General features: G+C 64.9%; 19 protein-coding genes. 14 read left to right on the top strand and 5 right to left on the bottom strand.

Annotated features, from left to right (window positions below; all coding sequences use genetic code 11):
• Positions 1 to 202: 202 nt before the first annotated feature.
• Together ABIS05_RS26975 and ABIS05_RS26980 are read right to left on the bottom strand one after the other, a co-directional pair.
• Positions 203 to 1,561, bottom strand: coding sequence for an MFS transporter (locus ABIS05_RS26975; RefSeq protein ID WP_348009087.1), 1,359 nt, complete (start codon positions 1,559 to 1,561; stop codon positions 203 to 205).
• Between the two features lie 2 nt (positions 1,562 to 1,563).
• Positions 1,564 to 2,583 (bottom strand): LacI family DNA-binding transcriptional regulator, encoded by a 1,020-nt coding sequence (locus ABIS05_RS26980; RefSeq protein WP_348009088.1) that lies wholly within the window; start codon positions 2,581 to 2,583, stop codon positions 1,564 to 1,566.
• Positions 2,584 to 2,875: 292 nt separating this feature from the next.
• On the opposite strand from ABIS05_RS26980, the gene ABIS05_RS26985 reads away from it, so the two are divergent.
• The 8 genes from ABIS05_RS26985 to ABIS05_RS27020 all read left to right on the top strand — a co-directional run bounded on the left by ABIS05_RS26985 (position 2,876) and on the right by ABIS05_RS27020 (position 18,589).
• Positions 2,876 to 4,036 carry a glycoside hydrolase family 88 protein gene (locus ABIS05_RS26985; RefSeq protein ID WP_348063372.1) on the top strand — a complete coding sequence of 387 codons (1,161 nt, stop codon included), beginning with the start codon at positions 2,876 to 2,878 and terminating at the stop codon, positions 4,034 to 4,036.
• A gap of 20 nt (positions 4,037 to 4,056) precedes the next feature.
• Entirely contained in the window at positions 4,057 to 5,319 is a 1,263-nt protein-coding gene (locus ABIS05_RS26990) for a DUF2264 domain-containing protein (RefSeq protein WP_348009090.1), read from the top strand.
• The gene (locus tag ABIS05_RS26995; protein WP_348009091.1) at positions 5,319 to 6,521 is read left to right on the top strand and encodes a DUF4861 family protein; all 1,203 of its coding nucleotides are present in this window, start codon (positions 5,319 to 5,321) and stop codon (positions 6,519 to 6,521) included. Before ABIS05_RS26990 ends, ABIS05_RS26995 begins: the two co-directional genes overlap by 1 nt.
• A 645-nt stretch (positions 6,522 to 7,166) precedes the next feature.
• Positions 7,167 to 10,055 carry a TonB-dependent receptor gene (locus ABIS05_RS27000; protein WP_348009092.1) on the top strand — a complete coding sequence of 963 codons (2,889 nt, stop codon included), beginning with the start codon at positions 7,167 to 7,169 and terminating at the stop codon, positions 10,053 to 10,055.
• A gap of 160 nt (positions 10,056 to 10,215) precedes the next feature.
• Positions 10,216 to 11,544, top strand: coding sequence for a BNR repeat-containing protein (locus ABIS05_RS27005; protein WP_348009093.1), 1,329 nt, complete (start codon positions 10,216 to 10,218; stop codon positions 11,542 to 11,544).
• A gap of 342 nt (positions 11,545 to 11,886) precedes the next feature.
• Entirely contained in the window at positions 11,887 to 14,643 is a 2,757-nt protein-coding gene (locus ABIS05_RS27010; protein WP_348009094.1) for a TonB-dependent receptor, read from the top strand.
• Between the two features lie 169 nt (positions 14,644 to 14,812).
• Positions 14,813 to 17,209 (top strand): beta-galactosidase, encoded by a 2,397-nt coding sequence (locus ABIS05_RS27015; protein WP_348009095.1) that lies wholly within the window; start codon positions 14,813 to 14,815, stop codon positions 17,207 to 17,209.
• 39 nt (positions 17,210 to 17,248) lie between these two features.
• Positions 17,249 to 18,589 (top strand): MFS transporter, encoded by a 1,341-nt coding sequence (locus ABIS05_RS27020; RefSeq protein WP_348009096.1) that lies wholly within the window; start codon positions 17,249 to 17,251, stop codon positions 18,587 to 18,589.
• On the opposite strand, the gene ABIS05_RS27025 is transcribed toward ABIS05_RS27020, so the two are convergent.
• Both ABIS05_RS27025 and ABIS05_RS27030 read right to left on the bottom strand, forming a co-directional pair.
• Entirely contained in the window at positions 18,576 to 20,003 is a 1,428-nt protein-coding gene (locus ABIS05_RS27025) for a sensor histidine kinase (protein WP_348009097.1), read from the bottom strand. The genes ABIS05_RS27020 and ABIS05_RS27025 overlap by 14 nt on opposite strands.
• Before the next feature lie 81 nt (positions 20,004 to 20,084).
• Complete coding sequence (locus ABIS05_RS27030) at positions 20,085 to 20,642, bottom strand: DUF1003 domain-containing protein (protein WP_348009098.1); 558 nt, start codon at positions 20,640 to 20,642, stop codon at positions 20,085 to 20,087.
• 270 nt (positions 20,643 to 20,912) lie between these two features.
• Here ABIS05_RS27030 and ABIS05_RS27035 point away from each other — a divergent pair, with 270 nt between their 5' ends.
• Together ABIS05_RS27035 and ABIS05_RS27040 are read left to right on the top strand one after the other, a co-directional pair.
• Positions 20,913 to 21,734, top strand: a complete 822-nt coding sequence (locus tag ABIS05_RS27035; protein ID WP_348009099.1) for a transglutaminase family protein — start codon at positions 20,913 to 20,915, stop codon at positions 21,732 to 21,734.
• Positions 21,735 to 21,865: 131 nt separating this feature from the next.
• Entirely contained in the window at positions 21,866 to 22,474 is a 609-nt protein-coding gene (locus ABIS05_RS27040; RefSeq protein ID WP_348009100.1) for a YdeI/OmpD-associated family protein, read from the top strand.
• A 64-nt stretch (positions 22,475 to 22,538) separates the two neighbouring features.
• On the opposite strand, the gene ABIS05_RS27045 is transcribed toward ABIS05_RS27040, so the two are convergent.
• On the bottom strand, positions 22,539 to 23,225 hold the full coding sequence (locus tag ABIS05_RS27045) for a hypothetical protein (RefSeq protein ID WP_348009101.1): 687 nt from the start codon (positions 23,223 to 23,225) through the stop codon (positions 22,539 to 22,541).
• Positions 23,226 to 23,382: 157 nt separating this feature from the next.
• Here ABIS05_RS27045 and ABIS05_RS27050 point away from each other — a divergent pair, with 157 nt between their 5' ends.
• From ABIS05_RS27050 to ABIS05_RS27065, 4 genes are all read left to right on the top strand, one after another.
• Positions 23,383 to 24,300 (top strand): LysR substrate-binding domain-containing protein, encoded by a 918-nt coding sequence (locus tag ABIS05_RS27050; protein ID WP_348009102.1) that lies wholly within the window; start codon positions 23,383 to 23,385, stop codon positions 24,298 to 24,300.
• A 108-nt stretch (positions 24,301 to 24,408) separates the two neighbouring features.
• A complete protein-coding gene (locus ABIS05_RS27055) occupies positions 24,409 to 25,299 on the top strand; it encodes an amino acid ABC transporter substrate-binding protein (RefSeq protein ID WP_348009103.1) in 891 nt (296 codons plus the stop codon).
• A 93-nt stretch (positions 25,300 to 25,392) separates the two neighbouring features.
• Positions 25,393 to 26,136 (top strand): amino acid ABC transporter permease, encoded by a 744-nt coding sequence (locus ABIS05_RS27060; RefSeq protein WP_348009104.1) that lies wholly within the window; start codon positions 25,393 to 25,395, stop codon positions 26,134 to 26,136.
• Positions 26,136 to 26,801 carry an amino acid ABC transporter permease gene (locus tag ABIS05_RS27065; protein WP_348009105.1) on the top strand — a complete coding sequence of 222 codons (666 nt, stop codon included), beginning with the start codon at positions 26,136 to 26,138 and terminating at the stop codon, positions 26,799 to 26,801. Before ABIS05_RS27060 ends, ABIS05_RS27065 begins: the two co-directional genes overlap by 1 nt.
• Positions 26,802 to 26,806: the final 5 nt, after the last annotated feature.

The raw sequence follows: 26,806 nt of genomic DNA on the forward strand, positions 1-26,806 counted from the left end.
GCCGGGGAGATTTGCGAGGCGATTCGGCGTTGCCGACTCGTTGTGGGGGTAGATCCCACGCCTCGCCGGCGCCTTGCCTCGCCCCGCAACTCACCCCGGCGCGCACCCGACCCAAAGCCCGACAGCCGCCTAGACCACCCATTGACGCAACTCGTCCAAGGCTGATGCGGCGCCTTGTCGTTTTGAATGGCTCAGCGTTGCCCTACGGCCGAAGCTGGCTCAATCCGGCGTCGGCGCCAACGGCCTTGGCACTGGCGCGCAGACGCGTCAGGCACACCAGGCTCAGCAGGGAGAACACGGTGCCGGCCAGCAGCGTGAAGCTGTAGGCATGGCCGGACAGGTCCAGCATCGGGCCCTGGATGCTGCTGACCAGGATGGTGCCGAAGATCACCATCAGGTCCTTGGTGGAGTTGAACTGGACAAAGCGAGCGCGCGGAAACAGCGCCATGGGCATGGAGGCCGCTGCCGTGAACCAGGCGCCGGAGATGACGACGTGGGCGAAATAGAAGACGCGAAAGCTCTCCGCGTCGGACACGCCTGCGAAGCCGGCTGCGGAGGTGGCGCAGTACACCGTCATGATGACCGTCGACACCCGCACCGCGCCGAATCGATCGGCCAGCCAGCCGATGGCAAAGGCCGACACGATGGAGGTGGCGTAGCCCGCCGCCGTCAGCGCACCCAGCGTCGCCTTGGCGATGCCGGCGGCGTGGGCGTAGTGCAGATAGAAGGTGTTGAAGGGGCTGAAGGTGACGCCGGCCAGCATGAAGGCGGCGACCGCCCAGCCGTAGGCGCGGTGGTTGAAGCACTCCAGCACATGCTTGAAGGGAAACAGCAGCGGCAGGCGCGTGGGCTTCTCGGTGGGCACGGTGCTGGGCGGCAGGGGCGTCTCCTTCACCATCAGCGCCATCGCCAGGATCGGCACGCAGAAGAAGAGGCCGACGCCGACCAGGATCTCGGCCAGGTAGTGGTCCGTGAGCGCGAAGATCCAGTTTTGATACGCGATGCCGACGCTCAGCCCGACGATGCGAAACACGGCAAAGAAGCGGCCCAGCAGGCCGGCGGGCACGAGGTCGTTGACGAGGCCGTTGAACAACGAGAAGGCGCTGATGGCGGCGCAGTCGAATGCGGCCCAGAACAGGCAGAACAGCATGAGGCGGCAGTTGTGCAGGCCAGGCGACCAACTGCCCAGCGCGGCATCGAGCGCGACCGCCAACGCCGGTGCCGCTGCCAGGCCCAGCATGGCCAGGCAGCCCATCGGAGCCGCCACGAGCAGGAAGGGTTTGCGCCGGCCGAGGTGGCTGCGGCAGCGGTCCGAGTGGTAGCCGGCCAGAGGCACCAGCAACATGCTCAGCGCGGCCGGCACGGTCGACAGCAGCAGTGACGTCGTGGTGTCGGACGCCGCATGCCGGCGCATCAGCTCAAGTGCACTCGGCAGCGCCGCACGCTCGCGCATCGAGACGCCGAGATCGCCGAACAGCAGCCAGAGCAGCAACCCACCCAGCCCCGCAAGGCTGAGCGGCAGGAGTGCCGCCCCGGCGCTTGCAGCCCGCGCGCGATTCATCCTCAGCCGTTCTGCGCCGCAGGGCCGGTCGATTTGCGGACGATGAGTTCCAGCGGCAAGGCGATGCTTTTCGCCTCGACGCCCCGGCCTTCAATCAGTGCCACAAGCTCCGTCACGGCGCAGGCGCTGAGTTCAGTCAGCGGTTGGCGCATCGTGGTCAGGGGTGGGTGGATGTGGCTGGAGGTGGCGATGTCGTCAAAACCGATCACCGAGATGTCGCCCGGAACGCGCAGGCCCTTGCTGTGGATCGCGTCGATGGCGCCGAAAGCCATCTCGTCGTTGGCGGCGAAGATGGCCGTCGGCGGCTCGGGCAGGGCCAGCAGTTGCTGGGTGGCCGCATAACCGCCCGTCTGGACGAAGAGGCCCGGGACGATCAAGGCGGGGTCTGCGGCGATGCCGGCGTCGTTCAGTGCCTCGACATAGGCCGCCTGCCGCTCGCAGCTCTGGCCCGTGTGATGGGAGCCGGCGATGAAGGCGATGCGCCGGTGCCCCAGCGACAACAGATGTTCGACCGCCGTGCGCGCGCCCTTGCGGTTCTCGACCGCGACGACGGGCAGGTCCACGGCGCGTGCACAGAAGTTGACGAAGACGCACGGGTGCTGACGCTTTTCCAGCTCGGCGAGATAGCCGTCCTCGACATTCGGCATGGGCAAGATCAGCCCGGCGCACAGGTTGGCCAGCATGTCGCGGGTGCCGGCGCGGTCCGGGACGTCGAAGCGCTCGGCGTTGAACAGCAGGATGTCGTAGCCACGAGCGCGGGCGGCATTGCTGATCTCGCGCGTGACCTCGTGCAGCACGAGCGAACCGAAGTTGTTGACGAAGATGCCGATGAGCCGGCTCTTCTCGCCGCGCATCCGCCGCGCGACCATGTCGGGCGCGTAGTTCAGGTGGGCGGCGGCCTCCATGACGCGCGCGCGGGCTTCTTCCGACACATAGCCCTCGCCGCGGATCGCGCGTGATGCCGTGATGGGCGCCACGCCGGCCATCTTGGCAACTTCACTGAGCCTGCTGGGTTTCCGCATAGATCTTCAAAGATATGGCATACCTGAATGTGGTGACGATACCACATTCAATAACGGCGCCGTGCTGGCGCGCCGCTGCCGCTGCCGCCGGAATCTCTCGGCGCGGTGCGCGGAAAACATCTTTGCGCGCTTGGGTTGATATGCTAACGTGACCATACTCGCCAGTTGCAGCTCGCGTCAGTGATGCCATCAGTGATGCAATCAGTGATGGCGTCTGTCGGGCGCGGTGCTTCGGGAGCAACGGCCAAGTGCCTGTCGACTGCTGGTTTACCCGCGCTGGAGTGCCCCGGGCATGATTAATCGATCGACGACGATGAGACTGAAAAACTACCTGACTGGCCTGCTGTTCACGTTGAGCTTTGTACTCGGCGGATGCGCAAGTGCGCCTTCCAATGGAGGGCTGAGTCGCATGGAAGTGATTGCGGCGATTGACAAGGTCAATGGCTATTGGGAGGCCCGCACGCCCGCCGAGGAGACACCGTTCTGGTACGTGGCGGCCTATCACACCGGCAATATCGAAGCCTACCGGGTGACCGGGAACGAACGGTATCGGCGCTATTCCGAGGCCTGGGCCGAGCACAACCAGTGGATGGGTGCGAGGTCGACGAACAAGGCGAACTGGAAATATACCTACGGAGAAACTGAAGATCACGTGCTGTTCGGTGATTGGCAGGTTTGCTTTCAGGTCTATGCCGATCTTTATCAGCTCGACAAGGACCCGCGAAAAATAGCGCGTGCCCGGGAGGTGATGGAGTATCAGATGAGCACCGCCAACAAGGATTATTGGTGGTGGGCTGACGGGCTCTATATGGCCATGCCGGTCATGACCAAGATGTACAAGATCACCGGCAATCGTCAATATCTCGACAAGATGTACGAGTATTACAGCCATGCCAACAGCATCATGTACGACCCCGACGAGAAGCTCTATTACCGGGACGCAAGGTATGTCTACCCGCAGCACAAGAGCGTCAACGGGAAGAAGGACTTCTGGGCGCGGGGCGATGGCTGGGTGTTTGCAGCGCTGGCCAGGGTGTTGTCGGAGCTGCCGCAGGACGACCCCCACCGCGGCGAGTACGTCGAGCGCCTGCAGGCGATGGCATCCGCACTTTTGGCGGCCCAGCAGCCCGAGGGCTACTGGACGCGCAGCCTGATCGACCCAGCCCACGCGCCCGGCCCCGAGACCAGTGGCACGGCCTTTTTTACCTACGGCCTGCTGTGGGGTATCAACAATGGCCTGCTGCCGCGTGACGTGTATTTGCCTGCCGCGCAACGCGGTTGGCATTACCTGACGACGGTGGCGATGCAGGCCGACGGCAAGCTGGGCTACGTGCAGCCGATCGGCGACCGCGCGATTCCGGGGCAGGTGGTCGACCAGAATTCAACCTCGCACTTTGGCGTCGGGGCCTTTCTGCTGGCGGGGGCCGAAATGGTCCGCTTGCTCGACAAATAACCGCGCCGCGAGGAGACAACATGGAACGCCGAAATTTCATGCGGGCAGCGGCTTTTGGGTCGGCGTTGCCTGCCTTGTTGGTTGCCAACCAGGCCGCGACGGCTGCGCCGGCAAGCACGGCCGGCCGGGAGCGCGACTACCTGCTCAGCCTGCTGCGCAAGATGGCCGAGCCGGTGCTGGAGCCGATGTCCAAGGGCGAGCTGAAAAAGAAGTTCGCGCTTGAGCTCAGCCCCACCTGGGATGGCCGCGACCCCTCCGTTGCCTACCTGGAGTGTTTTGGGCGGCTGATGTCGGGCATCGCGCCGTGGCTCGCGTTGCCGGCGGACGAGACTGCCGAAGGAAAGCTGCGCCAGCGCCTGCAACAACAGGCGCTGCAAAGCTATGCGAACTCGGTGGACCCCAAGAGCCCCGACTACCTGACCTGGAAGGGCCATGGCCAGGCGCTGGTCGATTCGGCCTACTTCACCAATGCGCTGATGCGTGCGCCCAAGGTGCTGTGGGAGCCGCTGGACGCGGCCACCAAGGCGCGCATCGTGGCCGAGATCAAGGGCCTGCGCCGCATCGAGGTGCCTTACATCAACTGGCTGCTTTTCGCGGCGATGAACGAGGCCTGGCTGCTGTCCATCGACGAAGAGCATGACCCGATGCGGATGAATGGCGCGATCCGCAAGATCAACGAGTGGTACATCGGCGACGGCTGGATCAAGGACGGCCAGGACTTCCACTTCGACTACTACGCCTCCTACGTCATGTACCCGATGCTGATCGAGATTCTCGAGGTGCTGGTGGCCAGGAAGGGGGCGTTCTGGAACGCCAAGCCGGAGGAGCTGCTGGCGCAGGCGACCAAGCGCGCGCAGCGCTATTGCGAGCATCTGGAGCGCTTTGTCGGCCCCGAAGGCAGCTACCCGCCGATCGGCCGATCGTTGACCTACCGCACGGCGGTCTTCCAGCCGCTGGCCTTGCTGGCGTGGCGCAAGCAGCTCCCGGCGTCGCTGCCCGAGGGGCAGGTGCGCTCGGCCGTGCACGCCGCGCACACGGCGATCTGGGATGCGCCGGGCAACTTCACCAAGGACGGCTTTCTCACCATCGGCTTCCGCGGCCACCAGCCCGAACTCGGGGACTGGTACTCCAACAACGGCAGCATGTACATCGCCTCGGCCGGCCTGCTGGCGCTCGGCCTGCCCGCCGGTGATTCGTACTGGACCTCGCCGGCGCAGGACTGGACGCAGAAGAAGGCGTTCAGCAGCAGCAGGTTCCCCAAGGACTACCCGGTGAACTACTGATGAAGCGCGCAATCCTCGTTGCCTGGCTGGCTCTGGCGGCGCTGCATGCCGGCGCGGCCGAGCGCCTGCTCGTCACCGTTCGCCACGACTTGATGGCAGCGCGGCCCGCCGAGACCATCACGGTTCCTTGGGTCGAGGTAGCCCGGCGCTTGCCCGGCGCATTGCTGCATCAGCTGGCCGTGCGAGACGCCAGCGGCCGCGTGCTGCCCTACCAGGTCACCAACGTGGCCCCGTTGGCCAAGGATCCAAAGGGCGAAGGCACGGCCTACGGCGAGCTGATCTTCCAGCACGACTTCGCCGCAGACGAGCAGAGCGCGCGCTTCACGGTCGAGAAGACCGCGACCGTCGCGCCGCCGTTTCCTGTCAAGGCATTTGCGCGTTATGTTCCCGAGCGCCTGGATGACTTTGCGTGGGAAAACGACAAGATCGGCCACCGCACCTACGGCCAGGCGCTGGCCGCACCAGCGCCGCCCGGAAGCGACAAGGAAGTCCTGGTGACGAGCGGCGTCGACATCTGGTTCAAGCGCCCGTCCTATCTCATCGTCGACCGTTGGTACAACAAGGGCCACGACCACTATCACAAGGACGAGGGCGAAGGGCTGGACATGTATGCCGTCGGCCGCACGCGCGGTGCGGGCGGCACGGGCATCTGGAACGGCAGCCAGTTGTTCACCAGCCGCAACTATTCGGCCTGGCGCGTCATCGCGAACGGTCCCGTCCGTGCCGTCTTCGAGCTGACCTACGACGAGTGGGACGCGGACGGCGCGCCCGTCAGCGAGGTGAAGCGTTTCACGGTCGATGCCGGCCACTATTTCGACACGGTCGACAGCACCTTCAGCACGCCCAGCCCGCGCACGCTGACCGTCGCCCTGGGCCTGAACAAGAAGCCGGCCTATGCCGCCCAGGCGCCGGTGGTTGCCACCTACCGTGCCCCCGCCACGCTGATGCAATGGGTGCGCCAGCGCAGCGCCGGCGACTTCGGCACGGCCATCGTTCTTCCTGGCGCAGACGGCTATGCGGCCGACCCCGACAACGAGTTGATCCTTACCCAAGTCAAATCTGCCCAGCCCTTGCGCTACTACCTCGGCGCTGGCGCGAGTTGGTCCGGAGAATTCCCGACAGCACAGGCCTGGCAGGGGTATGTGGAGGCCTACCGCAAGCGTGTCGCGTCGCCAATCCGAGTCGAACTCGGCGCTGAGTAACTGCACATCGCCGGCAGATAGCCTGCATGCCGTGGAGCACGGCGCCGTACCCCCGAATTCTGTATATCTCGCGCCGGCTTATTCATACGTATTTTTGGGCGATCGACAGTAAGCTGACCTGGGGTTTCACTGGCAGAGGCCTTGCCACCTGCTCATTCGCCTTGAATAGACCACGACGGTTGTACGGGCATGGGGTTCACCGGCTTGAACGGCGCTTGTAGCCCTGGGCCAACGGCCCAGCGGTGTGTGAAAGACGCGACGCAGCTCCGGGTAAACGCGGGCTTCAGATGGTTAGGGCAACGTTACCATAATTGGAAATTGACGCCGCTGGAGCAGCTCATGAGGGCCTGGCAGCGGCTTGGATGATCCGGTGAGTGCGGCAAAGACGATGGCGATGCCGAGTAAGTTTTCAACTTGTGACACATCGCGACCTTATCCCTAGGATGAAGTAGGCGGCCTCGGCCGTGGCGGCCAATCGACATTTTTTTGGCGTCGAGTGGTAACGTTGACATACTTTCTGAAGTTGCTGAGATATCTGCGATCCGGCTGAGCCATTTTCAGTTGCAGATATAACAAAAAATAATGCCATGGCTTACTGCAACGGCCGTGGCGATGGAAGCCCTTCGGGCGTATGGAGTAGAGACAATGAAACAAAAACTGATTTGTTCGGCGGTGTCGATGGCGCTGGCCGCTGCATACGGCCACGCGGCTGCTCAAGCTGCCGCCCCCGCCCAACCCGCTGTTGAGAAGGCGCCCAGCGCGTCGGATGGCGCTGCCAAGCCCGAGACAAACCAGCTCGAAGCGGTGGTGGTCACCGGCTTCCGCTCCAGCCTCGAGAAATCGATGGTGCTCAAGCAGCAGGCCATCGGCGTGCGCGACTCCATCGTCGCGGAAGACATCGGCAAGTTCCCCGAGGCGAATGTGGCCGAGTCCCTGCAGCGCGTGCCGGGCGTGATCCTGAACCGCGACGAAAGCTCGGGCGAAGGCCAGCGCATCTCCATCCGCGGGTTGCCCACCGAGTACTCCGTCACCACGCTGAACGGCGCGCTGGTGAACGCGACATCCACCAGCACCATTGGCAGCGCAGCGCGCGGCTTCAACTACGACGTGTTCGCGTCCGAACTGTTCGGCCGCGTCGACTTCTACAAGACGCCGCTGGCCGAACTGAGCGAGGGCGGCATGGGCGGCGTGGTGGACCTGCAAACCCCGCGCCCCTTCGACAACCCCAAGCGCACCATCCGCTACGGCCTCACCGCGTCGCACAACACCACGTCCGGCAAGACGGACCCCTCGGCCTTCGCGCTGTACTCCAACACCTGGGGTGACCTGGGTTTGCTGGCGGGCGTGTCGCATTCGTCCAGCGTCAACGACCGCTCGGGCTTCGAGGCCACCGGCGGCTACAACAGCTCCGCACGCGGCAGCATCCTGCCGTCGGCCAAAGGCAACTTCGCCCTGGCGCTTGACTACGACAGCCCGCGCGCCAACCTCGGCAGCCACACCCGCGCCGAGGTGGACAACGCGCTGCTGCCTCGCATCTACCGCTTCTACGGCTCGTCCAACGATCGCAGCCGCGACGGCTTCGTCGGCTCCCTGCAGTACAAGACACCGACGTTGAACGTCAGCCTGGACACCCTGTACTCCAAGCTGAAGAACTCGCGCGACGAGATGTACTTCGGCCTGTTGGTCCGCAACAGCCGCACCACCGACCGCACCAAGCCCGCCGGCCAGGCCGGCAACAACGGCTTCATCCCGCTGGACGTCAAGATCGACCCGGGCTCAAACCTGCTGACCGGCACTTTCGGCAACACGTCCTACAGCAGCGGCGTGACCTACAGCGAAGACGAGACCAAGTTCGGCTACGTGGCCGCCAACGCGCGCTGGAGCGTCAGCGACAAGCTGGTGCTGACGGGCCAATTGAGCAGCAACAGCAGCAAGGCCAAGAGCTACCAGGACACCCTGTCCGGCCAGATCTTCGGCGTCGACTCCACCATCGACTACAGCAGCGACCACGTCTACCCGTCGATGTCCTCGCCCGTCAGCTACACGAACCCGGCGAACTTCGACGGTTTCGACGTCAACACCGGCCTGACCCGCGAGACCGACAAGGGCAAGCAAGGCCGCGTGGTGGCCGACTGGGACTACGCGTTGGCTGGCGACTGGACCGGCCACCTGAAGGCCGGTCTCGTCTACGCCCAGACCTCGAAGGACATCAACAAGCGCAACGGCACGTCGGCCGCCAAGGCCAAGCTCAACACGCTGGGCACGGCGGGCCTGCGGTCGGGCATGACCTCCGATCTGCCCATTGGCAACCTCGACATGGGCGCCGGCTGGCCGCATGCATGGGGCACCTTCACGCGCGGCTACGCCTTCTCGACCTTCGACCCGCTCGCTTTCAACTCGGAAGCCACGTTCACGCCCGCGCAGAGCTTCAAGGCGGAAGAGACGGTGTCGAGCGCCTTCGTCCAGTCCGACTTCAGTGGCGAAGTCTTCGGCAGGGAGCTGCGCCTGAATGCTGGCCTGCGCTACTCCAAGACCGAGACGCTGATCGACAACTTCAAGCAGCAGGGCGCCAGCCTGACCTATGCGCCGAACCAGGAGAAGGGCTCGTACAGCAACGTGCTGCCAGCGGTCAGCGCTGCACTGGATCTGACCGACAAGGTGACCTGGCGCGCCTCCTGGGGTAAGACGCTCAGCCGAGCGTCGCTGTCCATCATTGCCGCGCAGACCGTCATTCCCAACCCCTTCGACAACACCGCGACGACGGGCAACCCCAACCTGTTGCCGCAGCAGTCCAAGAACCTGGACACCAGCCTGGAGTGGTACTTCCAGAAGGGCAGCATGCTGTCGGTGGCGCTGTTCAGGAAAGAGCTCACCAATGCCACGGTGGCCAATCCCGAGATAACTGTCCCGTTCAGCTCGCTGGGCTTGCCCGACACCGCGTTGGGCGGCATCTTCCATGACCCGGTCACCGACAAGGTCGACCCCAACCTGCAGATGAAGCTGCGCAGCTTCGGCAACGCCGGCCAGCAAACGCTGAAGGGCTTTGAGCTGGCCTGGCAACAGGACTTCAACTTCCTGCCCGACCCCTTCAAGGGCTTCGGCGCCCTCGCCAGCTACACCCACATCAACCCGTTCAACAGCCAGAAGTGGGTCACCAACGGGGGCAACACCATCGAGGTGAACTCGGTGCCCAAGTACGCCTACAGCGCCACGCTCTACTACGAGAACGGCCCGTTCGCCTTCCGCACCTCCTACAACTACAAGGGCCGCTCGCTGCACGGCGACACCCCAAAGAACAACGGCGACGACCTGATCCGCTGGCGCGCCGGCCGCGGCTATCTGGACGCCAATGTCAGCTACAAGATCAACGATTCGCTGGAGATCCGCCTGGACGCGCTGAACCTGTCCAACACGCTGGCCTACGACTACTTCGAGGACGCCACCGGCCAATACGGCCTGGGCGACAGGACCCGCATGGACTATGCGAAGTACGACGGGCGCACCTTCAAGATCGGCCTGCGAGGAAAGTTCTGACGAACTTTGACGCCCCTCGCCCAGTCTCGCTCCGCTGAACGCGGCGAGCCTGGTCGGTCCCCCGAGGGGACGGCGATGCTCGCGGCATTGAGCCGCGAGCACATCGCCAGCGCGGCCGGCTTGGGAGCGGCCCGGCGCTCGCCCGCAAAATGACCAAGACATGAAGACAGCGGTAGTTCTCCTCGTTGTGATGCTGGCCGCCGGTTGTGCCGTGCTGCCGCAAGGCGACGTGCGCGTGGTCGACGTGGCCGACGGCTGGGCGCGCACCTCCGTCAACGCCGTGGTGTTCCGCAAGAACTCCCTCGTCACACAGGGCGATGAGCAATACATCGCCTTCTATGACGCGGATGCCAACGTCGTGCTGGGCAAGCGCACGCTGGGCAGCGAGGTCTGGACGCTGAAGGCCACGCGCTTCAAGGGCGACGCGCTGGACGCCCACAACAGCATCAGCCTCATGGTCGATGGCGCCGGCACGCTGCACCTGGCCTGGGACCATCACAACAACGCGCTGCGCTATGCCCGCAGCGTGCGCCCCGGTGCGCTGGAGTTGACGGACAAGCTGCCGATGACGGGCCAGGACGAGGGCTCCGTGTCCTACCCCGAGTTCCATCGCGAGCCCGACGGCAACCTGCTGTTCCTCTACCGGGACGGCGGCTCCGGCCGGGGCAACCTGGTCATCAACCGCTACGACGTGGCCACGCAAACGTGGACGCGGCTGCACAGCAACCTCATCAGTGGGGAAGGGCGGCGCAACGCCTACTGGCAGGCCTTCGTCGATGACCGCGGCACCGTGCACGTCTCCTGGGTCTGGCGCGAATCGCCGGACGTGGCCAGCAACCACGACATGGCCTATGCCCGCTCGCGCGATGGCGGCCTGACGTGGGAAACCTCGACCGGGCGCCCCTACGCGCTGCCCATCACGGCAGCCACCGCCGAATACGCGGCGCGCATTCCGCAGAACAGCGAGTTGATCAACCAGACCTCGATGTCCGCCGACCGGGACGGCAACCCCTACATCGCCAGCTACTGGCGGCGCGCGGGCAGCACGGTGCCGCAATACCAGGTCGTCTACCGCAGTGGCGGTGCGTGGCGGGAGATGGAGCTGGGCTTTCGCCACACGCCGTTTTCGTTGAGCGGTGTCGGCACCAAGGCGATTCCCGTGTCGCGGCCGCAGATCATGCTCGGCCAGCAGGCCGGCGCAGCCACGGCGCTGCTGGTGTTCCGCGACGAGGAGCGAGGCAGCAAGGTGTCGGTCGCCCGCATCAGCGACATCAGCGACGTCGCCGCCCGGCGCTGGGCCGTGCAGGACTTGACGACCGATGCCGTTGGCGCCTGGGAACCCAGCTTCGATACCGAGCTGTGGCGAACCCGGGGAGAACTGAACCTGTTCCTGCAGGATGTATCGCAGGTGGACGGGGAGGGCGCCGCCGATCGCGCGGCCAGCAAGGTGCGCGTGCTGCAGTGGCGGCCGGGAAATATGCGCAATTAGGTATTCCGGCGCCGCTGCGGCGCAACACATCAACGACATGAATATCGCGCTCTTGGTGCGAGATATTATTCTGCGCATCAGAATATTTTCTGTCAGCGTTGTCATTGAATCATGTCGATACGCTGCCTTTGACCAATACGGAATATTCATAGCAAGACCGCAAAACAGCATACAAATTCAAATGGCTCGCTGCTAGCCTTGAATAACTACGCGGCGCAATCAAGGGCACGGGTAGTTTCCAGGCGCTGCCAAGCGGCACGCCTGGCGCTAGAACAAGCATTGCGGTGCGAGGCTCAAATGCATCCGTGCATTTCTGAAAAAATCCATCCCTAGGAGACATATATGCGCTCAGGCATCTTTGTAAAAACCGCTCTCGCGGGTTTGATTGGCCAACTGTGGTTGGCCCATCCTGCGGTTGCGCAAACCTCGGCAGACGCCAAGCAAGACCTGGAGAGGGTCGTTGTCACGGGCATCCGCGCCTCCTTGCAGTCGTCGGTCGCCACCAAGCGCATGCAGGAGGGCGTCGTGGACGCCGTGTCGGCGGAGGACGCCGGGAAATTCCCCGACACGAATATCGCCGAATCATTGCAACGTGTTACAGGCGTGCAGATTCAGCGCAACAACGGTGAGGGGCGCTATATCTCGGTTCGCGGCCTCGGCCCCGAGTTCAACAATGTGCTCGTCAACGGGCGAAGCCTGACCAGCGATACCGGCGGGCGCGAGTTTTCGTTCGATCTGCTGTCGCCTGACCTGATCTCCAAGGCCCTGGTTTACAAGACCTCGCAGGCCTTTCTTCCCGAAGGCGGGATCGGCTCCACGGTCGATATCCAGACGGCACGTCCGTTGTCCGGCCCCAAGGGTCATAGCGCAGTGCTGAATCTGTCCGGGTCCTACGATTCGAACTCAGGGAAGAAAACCCCTAGCGCGAGTGCGATGTATTCGTTCGCCAACCAAGACCGGAGTTTCGGTGCCAGCGGCTCGCTGTCGTATACCGACCGGGCCTCCAAGCAGACAAAGGCCGTCAACGATGCCTGGAACTACAAGGACGTCTCGCTGATCAACGGCGACCTGAGTTCCAAGAATCTGACGGCGGCCGACGTGACGGTGAAGAAGCTCTACATCCCGCAGAGCTACGGTTTCCAGGCGGAAGACGAGCGACGCAAGCGGCTGGTGGCTGCGGGCACCGTGCAGTTCAACCCGACTGCGGCGTTCAAGTTGTCGGCCGATGCGCTGTATTCCCGGCTCGATCAACAAAACGCGGTCATCGCGGTCAGCGATTGGAACAACCCCATCCTGCTCGGCGCCAAGTACAACGCCGACAACCAGATCACCAGCTTCCTGCGCCCAGGTGCCACCTTCTACGCCAACAACCCGGAGATTGCCGGCGCCGGCAAACTGCTTGGCGAAGCCAACTCCAACGACATGATCGTCAAGGCGGGCGACCGCCTGTCGACGACCAAGGCCTTCGGCGTCAATGCCAAATGGGCGCTGGCGTCCGAATGGAGCCTGGAAGGCGATCTGGCCACGTCGCGCACGAAATCCTCGTCGCCCGACATGTGGGTCGTCGCGGGCATGGTGCCCAGCAACGGCGACGTGCTGACCTTCGACGGCACGCCCACCATCCAGTTCGGCGACAACATCGCCGACCCCACGGCCGTGCGCGCCCACGCGGTGGCCTATGGCCAGATCCAGAACGGCGACGACGTGAAGGAAGGCCGGCTCAATGCCAGCTGGGACCACGAGATCGGCGCCTTCAAGGGCCTGCAGTTCGGCCTGGCCACCTCGCGCCGCAAGGTGGACCGCACGCAGTGGAACAGCGATTCCTGGAACGCCTACAGCGGCTATCACCTGGCGCTGCCGGCGTCGCTGTTCACGGTCAGCAAGCTCGACAACATCTTCGGCACCGCGGGTGCGATGCCGTCGAGCTTCCTGCGCTTCGACCCCTATGCCTACATGGCGTATCTCAACCAGCCGGCGCAGATCGCGCAGTCGAATGACCCGGCGCTCTACAGCGACAAGACGAAGTTCCCGAATGGCCCCATGGCGATCGACTACACGAAGCCGTCGATGTGGGCCGTCAAGGAGAAGGTGTCCAGCCTGTTCGTCGACAGCAAGTGGGAGGGTGACGGCTGGTCCGGCACGGCCGGCATTCGCTATGTCCACGTCAACTCCAGCTCGTTGGGCATCAGCCGCGTGCTGCAGTCGGCCGTCAAGAGCCCCAACGACACGACCTACATCCTGACCTACGGCCCCAGCACCGTGAACACCGTCGAGAACAGCTACAACAACCTGCTGCCCTCCGCCAACCTCAAGCTGGACCTGACGCGGGACCTGCTGCTGCGCCTGGGGGCCTCCAAGACGCTGACGCGCCCGACCTTGAACCAGATGGGCGTGAACAACTGGTATGGCGGCCGCTACGGCGATGTGCAGACCGGCGGCGGCAACCCCTACCTCAAGCCAATGCGCTCGACCAATCTGGACGTGTCGCTGGAGTGGTATCTGTCCAAGACCAACTACGTCAGCGCTGCGGTCTTCCACAAGAAGGTGACCGACTTCCTGGAGACCCAGCTCGTCGACGTCCAGCTGCCGCAGTTCCCCGAGATTGCGCACGACACCCGTATCCGCAACGGCCAGCAGGGCAAGATCAAGGGCCTGGAGTTGGCCGGCCAGTACGCATTCGACGCCGGCAGCGGCCTGCTGCAGGGCTTTGGCGTGGCGGCCAACTTCACCTATGTGGATGCCAGCGCAACGCGCGAGGGCGGCGCCACGACCTGCGGCTACCCGGGCCTGTCCAAGCAGTCCTACAACGGCTCGGTGTTCTACGAGGACAGCAAGTTCCAGGCGCGCCTGAGCTACAACTGGTGCAACCACTTCTCGGTCGACTGCGGCGGCGGCAGCACCATGCCGCGCACCCGTGCCGCCTACGGGCAGGCCGACGCCAGCGTGCGCTACAACGTCACGCCGCTGGTCTCGCTGTACGCCGATGCCATCAACCTGAACAACGAACGCATGCACGAGTACGCCAACAACGAATCGCAGTTCCTCACGCTGGAAGACGTCGGCCGCCGCTTCAACGTGGGCGTGCGAGTGGCGTTCTAGCCCACGTCGCCCAAACCTCCTTGCATCTCCGGGCCGCGCTGGGTCGCGCGCCTTTCGCCCTGCCTCGACATTCGAGGCAGGGTTTTTTGCTCAAGCCTGTGAGTGATTCAAGCGCGAGCGAAACAAGCCCCGTGACGGCGCTCAAATCGCCATCCAACCTGGACCGCCCATGACCGTTCTCCTCCCTCGCCGCCAACTGCTCGGCGCCGCCGCCTCCGGCGCCGCGCTGATGCTGAATGCCGCGGCCCAGGCCGCCCCGCCGGCGGCAATGCGCTTCGCCATCGGCGAGAGCGACTTCCTGCTCGACGGCCAGCCGCTGCAGATCCGCTGCGGCGAGATGCACTTCGCCCGCGTGCCGCGCGAGTACTGGCGGCACCGCCTGCAGGCCATCAAGGCCATGGGCATGAACACCGTGTGCGCCTACCTGTTCTGGAACTATCACGAATGGCGTGAAGGCCAGTACCAGTGGGACGCCCAGCGCGACGCGGTCGAGTTCTGCAAACTGGCGCAGGCCGAGGGACTGTGGGTGATCCTGCGCCCCGGCCCCTACGCCTGTGCCGAGTGGGAGATGGGCGGCCTGCCGTGGTGGCTGTTGAAGCACCCCGGCGACGCTTTCCTACGCAGCCGTGACGATGCTTTCGTGCAGCCGGTGCGGCGCTGGATGAAGGAGGTCGGCCGCGTGCTGGCGCCCATGCAGGTCAGCCAGGGCGGGCCCATCCTGATGGTGCAGGTGGAGAACGAATACGGCTTCCTCAGCGACGACAAGGACTACATGCGCGTGATGCGCCAGGCGGTGCTGGACGGTGGTTTCGACGTGCCGCTGTTCCAGTGCAACCCGACCAACGCGGTGGCCAAGACGCACATCCCCGAGCTGTTCATGGTGACCAACTTCGGCAGCGACCCGGCCACCGGCTTCAAGGCGCTGGCCGCGCTGCAGAAGGGCCCGTTGATGTGCGGCGAGTACTACTCCGGCTGGTTCGACACCTGGGGCGCGCCGCACCGCCGCGGCGACAACGCGCGCGCCGTGCAGGACATCGACGCGATGCTGAACGCCAACGGCTCGTTCAGCCTCTACATGGTCCACGGCGGTACGACCTTCGGCCTGTGGGGCGGCTGCGACCGGCCCTTCCGGCCAGACACCACCAGCTACGACTACGACGCCCCCATCGGCGAAGCCGGCTGGGTGGGCGACAAGTTCCGCACCTACCGCGACTGCCTCGCCAAGCACCTGAAGGCCGGCGAAGTTCTCCCTGATCCGCCGGCACGGCTGCCGGTGATGGCGATCCCCGCGTTCACCCTCGGCGAGACGGCGCCTGTGTTCGCCAATCTGCCCGCGCAGGCCATCGCTGACACGTCTCCGCGCAACATCGAGCAGTACGACATCAGCCGCGGGCTGGTGGCCTACCGCACGACGCTGCCCGCCGGCCCCGCCGCGAGGCTGGAAGCCGCGAACGCACGCGACCTGGCCTGGGTGTTTGTCGATGGCCGCATGGTCGGCACGATGGACACGCGCCACCGTCGCTTCAGCGTCGACCTGCCCGCGCGCAAACGAGACGCGACCGTCGAGATCCTGCTCTACACGATCGCCCGCGTGAACTTCGGCATGGAGGTGCATGACCGCAAGGGCCTGCAAGGCCCGGTGCTGCTGCGCACGGCAAAGGGCAAGGGCAAGGGCAACGGCAAGGACAAGGCCAACAACCCGGCACAGGAACTCACCGACTGGGAGATCCGCGCCATCGACTTCGGCGCCGACGGCGACCTGCCGCCGCTGCAATGGCAGTCCAGGCGTTCGACCGGCCCGGCCTTCTTTCGCGGCGGCTTCGAGGCGCCTGAGCCCGCCGACACCTTCCTCGACATGTCGGCCTGGGGCCAGGGCATCGTCTGGATCAATGGCCGCTGCCTGGGCCGCTACTGGAGCATCGGCCCGACGCAGACGATGTACCTGCCGGGGCCGTGGATCAAGGCCGGCCGCAACGAGGTCGTCGTGCTGGACCTGACCGGCCCACGCGCCGCCCGCATCGAGGGGCGCACCACGCCCATCCTCGACCAACTGCAGCCGGACCGCGACCTGGCCCGCCCGCCCAGCAAGGCGCGCCCGCGTCTGGCCGGGCTGACGCCGGTGCATGCCGGGCAGTTCGCGAGTGGCTCAGCGACGCAGGATGTGCGCTTCAGCGAGCCGGCGCGCGGCCGCCAGCTCTGCATCGAGGTGCTGAGCACTTTCGACGGCAAGCCCGACGCCGCCATCGCCGAGCTGGCGCTGCTGGACGCGCAAGGCAAGCCTTTCAACCAGACCACCTGGACCATCGCCTACGCCAGCAGCGAGGAGGCGCGCAAGGAAGACGGCGGTGCGCTGAACGCCATCAACGGCCAGGCCACCGACTACTGGCACACGGCCTACAGCGGCACCGTGAAGCCCTCGGGCCCAGCGCGCCTGATCATCGATCTCGGCGCGTCGGTCGATATCGCCGGGCTGCGCTACACACCGCGCCAGGGGCCGGATGGCGTGACCGGCCGCATCCGCAGCTATCGTGTCTTCGTGGGTGACAAGCTGGTCGACCAGGACTGACCCGCCAACCGCACAAAAAACAAATCGGAGACAACCGCGATGAACCAGAAAACCATGGGCAACTACAGGTGGACGATCTGCGCCCTGCTGTTCTTCGCCACCACCGTCAACTACCTGGACCGCCAGGTGCTCAGCCTGCTGGCGCCGTCGCTGTCCAAGGAGTTCGGCTGGTCCAACACTGACTACGCCAACATCACGGCCGTCTTCCAGTTCGTCTACGCGATCTCGATGCTGTTCGCGGGCCGCTTCATTGACGCCATCGGCACCAAGCGGGCCTTCGTCATCGCCGTGGCCGTGTGGTCATTGGGCGCGTTGATGCACGCCTTCTCGGTGCCCGTCGGCGGCATGCTGGTGGCGCTGGGCGTCGGGCTGCCGGTGACGGTCGCGGGCTTCATGGCGTCGCGCGCGGTACTGGCCATCGGTGAAGCGGGCAATTTCCCCGCCGCCATCAAGGCCACGGCGGAATACTTCCCCAAGAAGGAGCGCTCCTTCGCGACGGGCATCTTCAACTCCGGCGCCAACGTCGGCGCCATCCTGGCACCGCTCACCGTGCCGTGGATCGCCGCCACCTGGGGCTGGCAGATGGCCTTCATCGCCATCGGCGCCATCGGCTTCTTTTGGATCGTGCTGTGGCAGATCTATTACGACACCCCCACGCGCCAGAAACGCCTGGGTGCTGCGGAGCTCGCCTATATCGACAGCGACCGTGAACCGGCACCGGCCGCCGATGGCGCCAAGGTGCCTTGGTTCCGCCTGCTCGGCTATCGCCAGACCTGGGCCTTCGCCTTTGGCAAATTCATGACCGATGGCGTGTGGTGGTTCTACCTGTTCTGGCTGCCCAAGTACCTGGCCGGGCAGTACGGCATGAGCACGACCGATGTCGCGCTGCCGCTCGCCGTGCTCTACAGCATGACGATGATCGGCAGCATCGGCGGCGGCTGGTTCCCGGCCTTCTTCATGAAGCGCGGCTACTCACCGTATGACGGCCGCATGCGCGCCATGCTCGTCATCGCCTTCTTCCCGCTGGTCGTGCTGCTGGCGCAGCCGCTGGGCGGCATCAGCTTCTGGATGCCGGTGCTGCTCGTCGGCATCGGCGCGTCGGCGCACCAAGCCTGGTCGGCTAATTTGTTCACGACGGTGTCCGACATGTTCCCCAAGCGCACCGTCGGCTCGGTCGTCGGCATCGGCGGTATGGCCGGTGGGCTGGGCGGCGTGGCGGTGTCCAAGCTGGGTGGCTGGATCTTCGACGCCTACGGTGCGCGCGGGGAGCTCGCCACGGGATACATGATCATGTTCTCCCTGTGCGCGGTGGCCTACCTCGTGGCCTGGGTCGTCATGAAGGCACTGGTGCCGCGCCACAAGGAGATCACCTCGCTTTGACGAGGCCGGCTGCGGGGTGAAGTTGCGTTGAATCCAGCGCGCTGAGGTCGTTGCACTTGCTCGCATCGGCGCCGATGGCCGGCGCGACGGCCGTTACAGCCCCGGCTGCCGGTGGCACCACCTGCGGCAGCCGGGCCGTGATCAGCGTGCCCAGGCCCGGCGCGGCCAGGATGTTCATCGTGCCGCCCTCGGCCTCGACCCTGAAGCGCATGCCCACCAGGCCATGGGCCGAGCGGATTGGCAGGCGCATGTCGAAGCCCATGCCGTCGTCGCGCACCGTCGCTTCCACGTGCCCCTCGCGCAGGCCCAGGCCGAGCCAGACATGGCTCGCCTGCGCGTACTTGCTGATGTTCGTCATGGCCTCCTGCATGAGGCGATAGATCACCAGATTGGCGCTGGCACTCAACTGCACCGGCTCCAGCTTGCACAGCACCTGGAGGCCCGAGCTGTCGGCGAACTCGCGACCCATGATCTCCAGCGTCGCCACCAGGCCCAACAGGGTCAGCGCGGACGGTTGCAAGTCCTCCACGATGCGCCGTTTCAGCGCGATGCCCTTGTTCAGCGTCGCGATCAGATGACTCAGCCTCTCCATCGCTTCGGGCGCAGGCGTCGGCAGGGCGGCCAATCTCGCGCGGATACGCGCCGAGTCCAGCTTCGCTGAGGTCATCAGCGCCCCCATCTCGTCGTGAAGATCGCGGGCCAGGCGGGCGCGTTCATCCTCGCGGGCGGTTTGCAGGTGATAGGTCAGCTGCGTCAACTCGGCCGTTCGCTGCACGACTTCGATCTCCAGCAGGTCGTGCGCGGCCTGAACCAGGCGCTGCTGTTCACGCCGTTGAGACTCCAGCGCCGCGCGCTGCCGCAGCGCGATGAACAGCGTCAGCAAGCCGATGGCGCTGAGCGTCGCCACGCCGATGCGACCCATCGACAGCGTGTCGTACAGGCTGCCACGGCCGTCGAGCACATTGCTGGCCTCGAATTGCAGCAACTGCGCGCCGAGCTCGCGGATCGCATGCATCTGCCGAGGGTCGGTGGTGCTTGCGGCCAGCTTGGCCTCCGCCAGCCTGTGCAGCTCAGCCAGCAAGGCCTTGGGCTTGGCTTGATCGACGTAGTAGGCGTCCAGCGCCGTGAAGGCGCCCGCGATGGCCTGCATCGCCCGGCCGTAGGCAAGCAATTGCGCCTGGCGCGACTCGGCCGTGTCCGCGCTGGCTTCGATCTTCCGTGCGGCCTCGGCGTCCAGGATGCCCCATTGCAGTTCCTGCAGGCTGGTGGGCACGATGGCCATGGCGCCCAGCCTGTCCAGCGTGCGGGCCGACTGCCAGTACGAAACCTCGCTGACGAAGATCAGCGCCACCACGGCAACGCAGGTCATGGGGAAGATCAGCGGGTTGCGCTTGATGACTTTCAGGACATCCATTCCCGGCACCTTCCCCAGAAGCTGAGCGTTCTCGATCATGCGACGGTGGCGGTGCGTTGGTATTCACCGCGCGGCGCATCGTCAACGTCGGACATTGGGCCCTGAATCGCCATCGGTCTGTTCGCCATCGAACATTGCCGGCCGAGCGGATGCAGACAGTGCCGCCAGCGCCTGCAATTGCTCGCGCTGCAGGCCGATCAGTTCTTCCCACTGGGCCTGGCGCAGTTCGTCGACCTTGTCGTGCAGCGCCATGATCTCCAGTTCGGCCTTCAGGTTGACCTCGTAGTCATGCCCGGCGCTGGCGCGGTCGCGCTCGGCCTGGCGGTTCTGCGACATCAGGATCACCGGCGCCTGGATGGCCGCCAGCATCGACAGGAAGAGGTTGAGCAGGATGTAGGGGTAGGGGTCGAAGGTCTGGCCGTGCAGCGACAGCATCAGGCCGTTCACGCCCACCCAAAGCACCATGGCCGCGGCAAACAGGCCGACGAAGACCCAGGAGCCACCAAAGCGGGCGACCGCATCGGCGGCACGCTGCCCGCGGGTGGGCGGCACCTCGGGCGCGTGCCCCGGCGGGCGAGCAATGGGCCGGCGCTGCGCGATGTGCAGGGCGACGCGTTCGGCACGCGGGTCGGCGCTCATGTCGCGCTGGCCGGCACGGCGGGCGGCATCAGGCTGCGGTCTGAGGGGGTATCGGCCATGGGCGTCTCCATCAAGTGGATAGGGGGCCAGCAGTCAGCGGCGTAGCAACTGCATCAGACCACGCGTTTGCAGGGCGCGCGCTGTGCCGGTCACGCTGAACCGACCTGCGATCGCTTGCGGCGTTAGCGCGGGAGCGGCAGGCTGTCGGCGAGATCGAACAGACGGAGACGCCGGAATCAGGCACTCTTGGCCTTTGACCAAGGGGTAAGCATGCAGTTCCGCGTCGGATTCGAGATGGTTCATGAGTGCGAGCAACCGACGCCGATGATCCTGCAGCTGAGCATCCACTACTCCCGCGCGTCGGACCTGGTGCGGCCCGACCATCTGGTCACCAGCCCCTCGGTGCCGGTGACCGCCTACCGCGACCTGTTCGGCAACTGGTGCAGCCGGCTGGTTGCCCCGGCGGGCCGCTTCTCGCTCAGCACCGATGCCATCGTCAACGACAGCGGCGCGGCCGACGTCGTCGTGCCGTCGGCCTGCCAGATACCGGTCGAGCTGCTGCCCGAGTCGACCCTGGTCTATCTGCTGGGCAGCCGCTACTGCGAGACCGACCAACTCTCCGAGATTGCCTGGAAGCTGTTCAGCAACGGCCCGACGGGCTGGGGCCGTGTGCAGGCGATCTGCGATTTCGTGCACCGGCACATCGAGTTCGGCTACCCGCATGCACGCCGCACGCGCACCGCCTGGGAGGCCTACAAGGAAGGGCAGGGCGTCTGCCGCGACTATGCGCACCTGGCTATCGCCTTCTGCCGCTGCATGAACATCCCGGCGCGCTACTGCACCGGCTACCTCGGCGACTACGGTACGTCCCCGCCCTACGGGACGATGGATTTCGCGGGCTGGTTCGAGGCCTATCTCGGCGACCGCTGGTACACCTTCGACGCGCGCAACAACGTGCCGCGCGTCGGCCGTGTGCTGATCGCGCGTGGCCGCGATGCCAGCGATGTCGCGCTGTCGAGCACCTTCGGCCCCAACGAGCTGAAGAGCTTTCGCGTCTGGGCGGATGTCGTCGAGGCAACTGCGCCGGCTTGAGGCCGTCGTAGATCAGCGCGGCCAGCGGCGCGCGGCCACGCGGCTCGTGGCGGCCATCGCGGTATTCCAACTGCTGCGCTACGGGAGCTGAATAGACTGACGCCATCGTCAATGCGGATGCAAGGTAGCCCGTGGCCCCGACCGCCATCAACCCGGTAAGCGTGTGCGAGTTCCGCAGCGCGCAAGGCTTTTATGACTGGCTCGCGGAGCAGCACGACAAGCGCGACGAAGTGTGGGTCAAGATCCACAAGGTCGGCTCGGGCCTCGCGTCGATCACGGCCAAGCAGGGCATCGACGTCGTGCTCTGCTGGGGCTGGATCGATGGCATTCGCAAGGGGCTGAACGAGAGCAGCTTCATGCAGCGCTACACGCCGCGCCGCAGCCGCAGCATCTGGAGCCAGATCAACATCGCCAATGTCGAACGGTTGATCAAGGAGGGCCGCATGACGCCTCACGGTCTGCGGGAAGTCGAGGCCGCCAAGGCCGACGGGCGCTGGGCGCGCGCCTACGGCAGCGGCCAGGACATGAAGATCCCCGTCGACCTGCAGGCCGCCATCGACGCCGAGCCGAAGGCGAAGCAAATGCTGGCCGGTCTCACCGAGCAAAACCGCTTCGCGCTGGCGTTCCGCGTCCACAACCTGAAGACGCAAGCCGGCCGCAAACGCAAGATCGAGGCCTTCGTCGACATGCTCAAGCGCGGCGAGACGATCTATCCGCAGAAGACGCAGAAGAAGAAATAGCGCAGCGCCAATGAAAACGACCGCCGAGGCGGTCGTTTTTGATGGGCAAGGTAGCCCTTTAAATTCAGCGCGCGGCGCGCTTGCGGGCCCAGGCCAGGGCGCCCAGTGCGCTGAAGGCGAGCACAAGGCTGGCGGGTTCCGGCAGGCTGCCGGGCGCCGTAGCCGCCTGCTTGAGGCTCAGGTCGTCAAGCATCAGGGCCTGGTCAGTGCCGGTGATGACCATGGAGCGTGCAACGCCGCTGAAACCCAGGACCAGGTTGTTCCAGTCGCACAGACTGAAGGCCGGGTCGACGGAACAGCCCGACAGTTGCAGGTCTTTGACGTCAAAGGCGGCAAGCTTACCGATGCCGTCCAAGTCGCTGAACAACGAGATGCTGCCGGTAGTGCGCGGCAGGCCGGCGTAGTTCAGCGAAGAACCGCCGATGAAGCCCGCAGCGAAATTGAGCGTGAAGCTCGCCGTCGGGCTCGCCGCGCCGCCAGGTTGTTTGCCGAGCAGCAAGGCGGTGCAGCCGCCGTCATGGAAGAAGTTTCCGAACCCGTTATTGCACGCGTCTTCAGAGGAGACGACGCCCCAGGCATCGCCAGTGAACCGGACGCCGCTGTCCTTGTAGCGGTCCAGCAACTGGACTATGCCGGTATCGGCTGGATCAGCGCTTTTCTTGATGTCCTCGAAACTCAGGACCACGTCGGCGATCGCCGGTTGCAGCGCTGCCGTCAAGGCCAGGGCCAAAAGTTTGCTCGTTGCGCGCATGGGGTTATCCGTCCGTGGTTTTCGAATTGGGTTTGTGATCTGGACTGTAAACAACCCCGTCCTCCCCTGAGCGGCACGGCGCCCCTTCAGTTGAGGGGGAAAGTGCCTTCCAGAACCTGGTTTAGGGGGGGCATAGGCCATGGCTACACTGCGCCGGGTGGAAACCAAATGGCTTGAAGACTTCGTCAGCCTGGCCGAGACGCGCAGCTTTTCCCGCTCCGCCCAGCTGCGTCACGTGACTCAGCCGGCGTTTTCGCGCCGGATTCAGGCGCTGGAGGCCTGGGCCGGGGTCGATCTGGTGGATCGCTCGTCTTACCCGACGCGGCTGACGGCCGCCGGTGCAACACTGCTGGCCCAGGCCGTGGATGTGCTGGGCAATCTGCAGGCCACGCGCAATATGTTGCGCAGCCATCAGGCGGCCGACCAGGACATGATCGAGTTCGCCGTGCCGCATTCGCTGGCGTTCAGCTTCTTCCCGCACTGGCTGATGAGCTTGCGTCGCGGTTTCGGCGCGATCAAATGCCGGCTGAATGCGGCCAACGTGCATGACGCGATGCTGCAGCTCAGCGAAGGCAACTGCGACCTGCTGCTGGTCTATCACCACGCCAGCCAGCCCTTGCAGCTCGATCCCGAGCGTTATCAGACGGCCTCGCTCGGCCACGAGACCCTGTCGCCCTACGCCAGGGCCGACGCCCAGGGTGAGCCGATGTTCCGCTTGCCCGGCCGGCCGGGGCAGAAGATCCCTTTCCTGAGCTATGCGGCCGGCGCCTACCTGGGCCGCATCGTCGAGCTCATCGTCAAGCAGGCGGACTGCGCGCTGAACCTGGACGCGATCTACGAGACCGACATGGCTGAGGGCCTGAAGGCGATGGCGGTCGAAGGGCATGGGCTGGCTTTCCTGCCCGCCAGCTCGGTGCAGAAGGAGCTGGCGGGCGGCCGTCTGGTGCCGGCTGCGGCGCCGGGAACATTCAGCGTCAGCATGGAACTGCGCATCTACCGCGAGCGGCCCGAGGCGTCGCGCCGGCAGAAACCGGCAGCTCAGGCCTTGTGGGACTATCTTGCGTCGGCGGCATGAGGTTATTGCAGCTGTGCATGGATCGTGAAAACCCGTATTCGGGCTGAGTGCACGGCGTGGTCTGCTCAGGGTTGTTATTGATATTCACTACCTGTCGTTGGAGTCTCCATGAAGAAAGTTTTGCTCGTCGCAGCCTTGCTGGCCGGCGCTACCGCCGTGCATGCCGAAGACACGCTGAAGAAGGTCAAGGACAGCGGCGTCATCACGATGGGTGTTCGCGAGTCCTCGGGCCTCTCGTACACCATCGGTGACGGCAAGTACGTCGGTTATCACATCGACGTCTGCACCCGTTTCATCGCCGATCTGGAAAAGCAGCTCGGCCGCAAGCTCGAAACGAAGTACCAGCCCGTCACCTCGGCCAACCGCATCCCGCTGACGGTCAATGGCACCATCGACCTGGAATGCGGCTCGACGACGAACAACGTCGCGCGCCAGAAGGACGTCGCCTTCGGCGTGACGACCTATGTCGAGGAAGTGCGCATCGCCGTGAAGGCCAACTCGGGCATTACCGGCATCAACCAGCTCAGCGGCAAGACGGTGGCCACGACGACCGGCACCACCTCGGTGCAGACCTTGCGCAAGCATGAGCGCGCCGCCAACGTGGACTTCAAGGAAGTGTTCGGCAAGGACCACGCCGACAGCTTCCTGCTGCTGGACTCCGGTCGTGCCGATGCCTTCGTCATGGACGGCTCCATCCTGGCCAAGAACATCGCGACGTCCAAGAACCCGGCGGATTTCAAGATCGTCGGCGAGGTGCTGAATGTCGAGCCGATCGCCATCATGATCCGCAAGGACGACCCGGCTTTCAAGAAGGCGCTGGACGACAGCATCAAGGCGCAGATCAAGTCGGGCGACCTGGCAAAGACCTACGACAAGTGGTTCCTGCAGCCCATCCCGCCGACCAACACCAAGATCGGCCTAGCGCTGTCGCCTGCGACCAAGGACGCCTGGGCCAATCCGAACGACAAGCCGATGGAAGACTACGCCGCGAAGAAGTGACGCGCGCGTTGATCTGACCGACCGCAAAGCGGGTGCCTGGCACCCGCTTTGCTTTGTTCCCTACGGAACATGATGAAGTCTTGAGGAGAGGTCATGAGTTGGGACTGGCAGTTCTACTGCAATGACACCGCCACCGGAGAGGCCGTCGCCGGCTGCTTCGGCCCGGGTGGCAAGGAGCAGACCTATCTGCAATGGATGTTGGGCGCCTGGGGCTGGACGCTGAGCGTCTCGGTGCTGGCGCTGGTGCTGGCGCTGGTGGTGGGCTCGCTGATCGGCATCATCCGAACCGCGCCCAACAAATGGCTGGTGCGCTTCGGGGAGGCGTGGACGGAGTTGTTCCGCAACATCCCGCTGCTGGTGCAGGTCTTTCTCTGGTACCACGTGCTGCCGTCGCTGTTCCCGGCGTTGCGTGAGGCGCTGCCGGCGTCGGTGCTGATCGTCTTCGCTTTGGGCTTCTTCACGAGCGCGCGTATCGGCGAGCAGGTCAAGGCCGGCATCAAGACCTTGCCGACCGGCCAGCGCTATGCCGGCCAGGCCGTGGGCATGACGCTGCCGCAGACCTATCGCTTCGTGTTGCTGCCGATGGCGTTCCGCATCGTCATCCCGCCGCTGACGAGCGAGAGCATGAACATCGTCAAGAACTCGGCGGTGGCCTTCGCGGTCAGCATCCCGGAGCTGGCGCAGTTCGCGCAGCAGGCGTCCGAGGAGACGTCTCATTTCGAGGAGATTTTCATCCCCGTCACGGCGCTCTATTTCATCTCGGCATTTGCGATCAACCGCATCGCCAAGTTCATCGAGGCGCGCGTGCGCATCCCTGGCCAGTCAGGAGCCAAGTGATGCTCAATCTCGACTATTCCTTCCTGAACTGGGCGGTCATCCAGAGCTTCGTCGCCAAGGGCTTCTGGTTCTCCATCCAACTGACGCTGGTGTCCATGATCGGCGGCATCATCCTCGGCACGCTGCTGGCGATGATGCGGCTGTCCAGCCACAAGTGGCTGTCGACGCCGGCGGCCTTCTACGTCGACACGCTGCGCTCCATCCCACTGGTGATGGTGATCCTGTGGTTCTTCCTGCTCATCCCCAAGCTGCTTGGGCCGCTGGGCGGGCAGATGTCGGCCTTCATCACCTTCACGCTGTTCGAGGCGACCTACTACTCCGAGATCATGCGTGCCGGCATCCAGTCGGTGTCCAAGGGGCAGGTGAACGCGGGTTATGCGGTCGGCATGAACTACGGCCAGACGATGCGTTTCGTCGTCTTGCCGCAGGCCTTCCGCAACATGCTGCCGGTGCTGTTGACGCAGACCATCATCCTGTTCCAGGACACCTCGCTGGTCTATGCGGTGGGCGAGTACGACCTGCTGAAGGGCTTCGAGGTCGCGGGCAAGAACTTCAACCGCCCGGTTGAAACCTATCTCGTCGCCGCCGTCGTCTATTTCGTCATCTGCTTCGGCCTGTCGCAACTCGTGCGCCGACTGCAGAAGAAGATCGCCATCATTCGATAAGCATC

The organism is Roseateles sp., from assembly GCF_039929605.1.
GTDB lineage: Bacteria > Pseudomonadota > Gammaproteobacteria > Burkholderiales > Burkholderiaceae_C > Pelomonas.

Bases quoted from the DNA above. Each gene is read 5' to 3' on its own strand.
- ABIS05_RS26995 (WP_348009091.1), top strand. From the start codon at position 5,319: ATGAAGCGCGCAATCCTCGTTGCCTGGCTGGCTCTGGCGGCGCTGCAT.
- ABIS05_RS26980 (WP_348009088.1), bottom strand. From the start codon at position 2,583: ATGCGGAAACCCAGCAGGCTCAGTGAAGTTGCCAAGATGGCCGGCGTG.
- ABIS05_RS26975 (WP_348009087.1), bottom strand. From the start codon at position 1,561: ATGAATCGCGCGCGGGCTGCAAGCGCCGGGGCGGCACTCCTGCCGCTC.
- ABIS05_RS27025 (WP_348009097.1), bottom strand. From the start codon at position 20,003: ATGGATGTCCTGAAAGTCATCAAGCGCAACCCGCTGATCTTCCCCATG.
- ABIS05_RS26990 (WP_348009090.1), top strand. From the start codon at position 4,057: ATGGAACGCCGAAATTTCATGCGGGCAGCGGCTTTTGGGTCGGCGTTG.
- ABIS05_RS26985 (WP_348063372.1), top strand. From the start codon at position 2,876: ATGATTAATCGATCGACGACGATGAGACTGAAAAACTACCTGACTGGC.
- ABIS05_RS27030 (WP_348009098.1), bottom strand. From the start codon at position 20,642: ATGAGCGCCGACCCGCGTGCCGAACGCGTCGCCCTGCACATCGCGCAG.
- ABIS05_RS27000 (WP_348009092.1), top strand. From the start codon at position 7,167: ATGAAACAAAAACTGATTTGTTCGGCGGTGTCGATGGCGCTGGCCGCT.
- ABIS05_RS27055 (WP_348009103.1), top strand. From the start codon at position 24,409: ATGAAGAAAGTTTTGCTCGTCGCAGCCTTGCTGGCCGGCGCTACCGCC.
- ABIS05_RS27035 (WP_348009099.1), top strand. From the start codon at position 20,913: ATGCAGTTCCGCGTCGGATTCGAGATGGTTCATGAGTGCGAGCAACCG.
- ABIS05_RS27005 (WP_348009093.1), top strand. From the start codon at position 10,216: ATGAAGACAGCGGTAGTTCTCCTCGTTGTGATGCTGGCCGCCGGTTGT.
- ABIS05_RS27020 (WP_348009096.1), top strand. From the start codon at position 17,249: ATGAACCAGAAAACCATGGGCAACTACAGGTGGACGATCTGCGCCCTG.
- ABIS05_RS27065 (WP_348009105.1), top strand. From the start codon at position 26,136: ATGCTCAATCTCGACTATTCCTTCCTGAACTGGGCGGTCATCCAGAGC.
- ABIS05_RS27015 (WP_348009095.1), top strand. From the start codon at position 14,813: ATGACCGTTCTCCTCCCTCGCCGCCAACTGCTCGGCGCCGCCGCCTCC.
- ABIS05_RS27010 (WP_348009094.1), top strand. From the start codon at position 11,887: ATGCGCTCAGGCATCTTTGTAAAAACCGCTCTCGCGGGTTTGATTGGC.
- ABIS05_RS27045 (WP_348009101.1), bottom strand. From the start codon at position 23,225: ATGCGCGCAACGAGCAAACTTTTGGCCCTGGCCTTGACGGCAGCGCTG.
- ABIS05_RS27060 (WP_348009104.1), top strand. From the start codon at position 25,393: ATGAGTTGGGACTGGCAGTTCTACTGCAATGACACCGCCACCGGAGAG.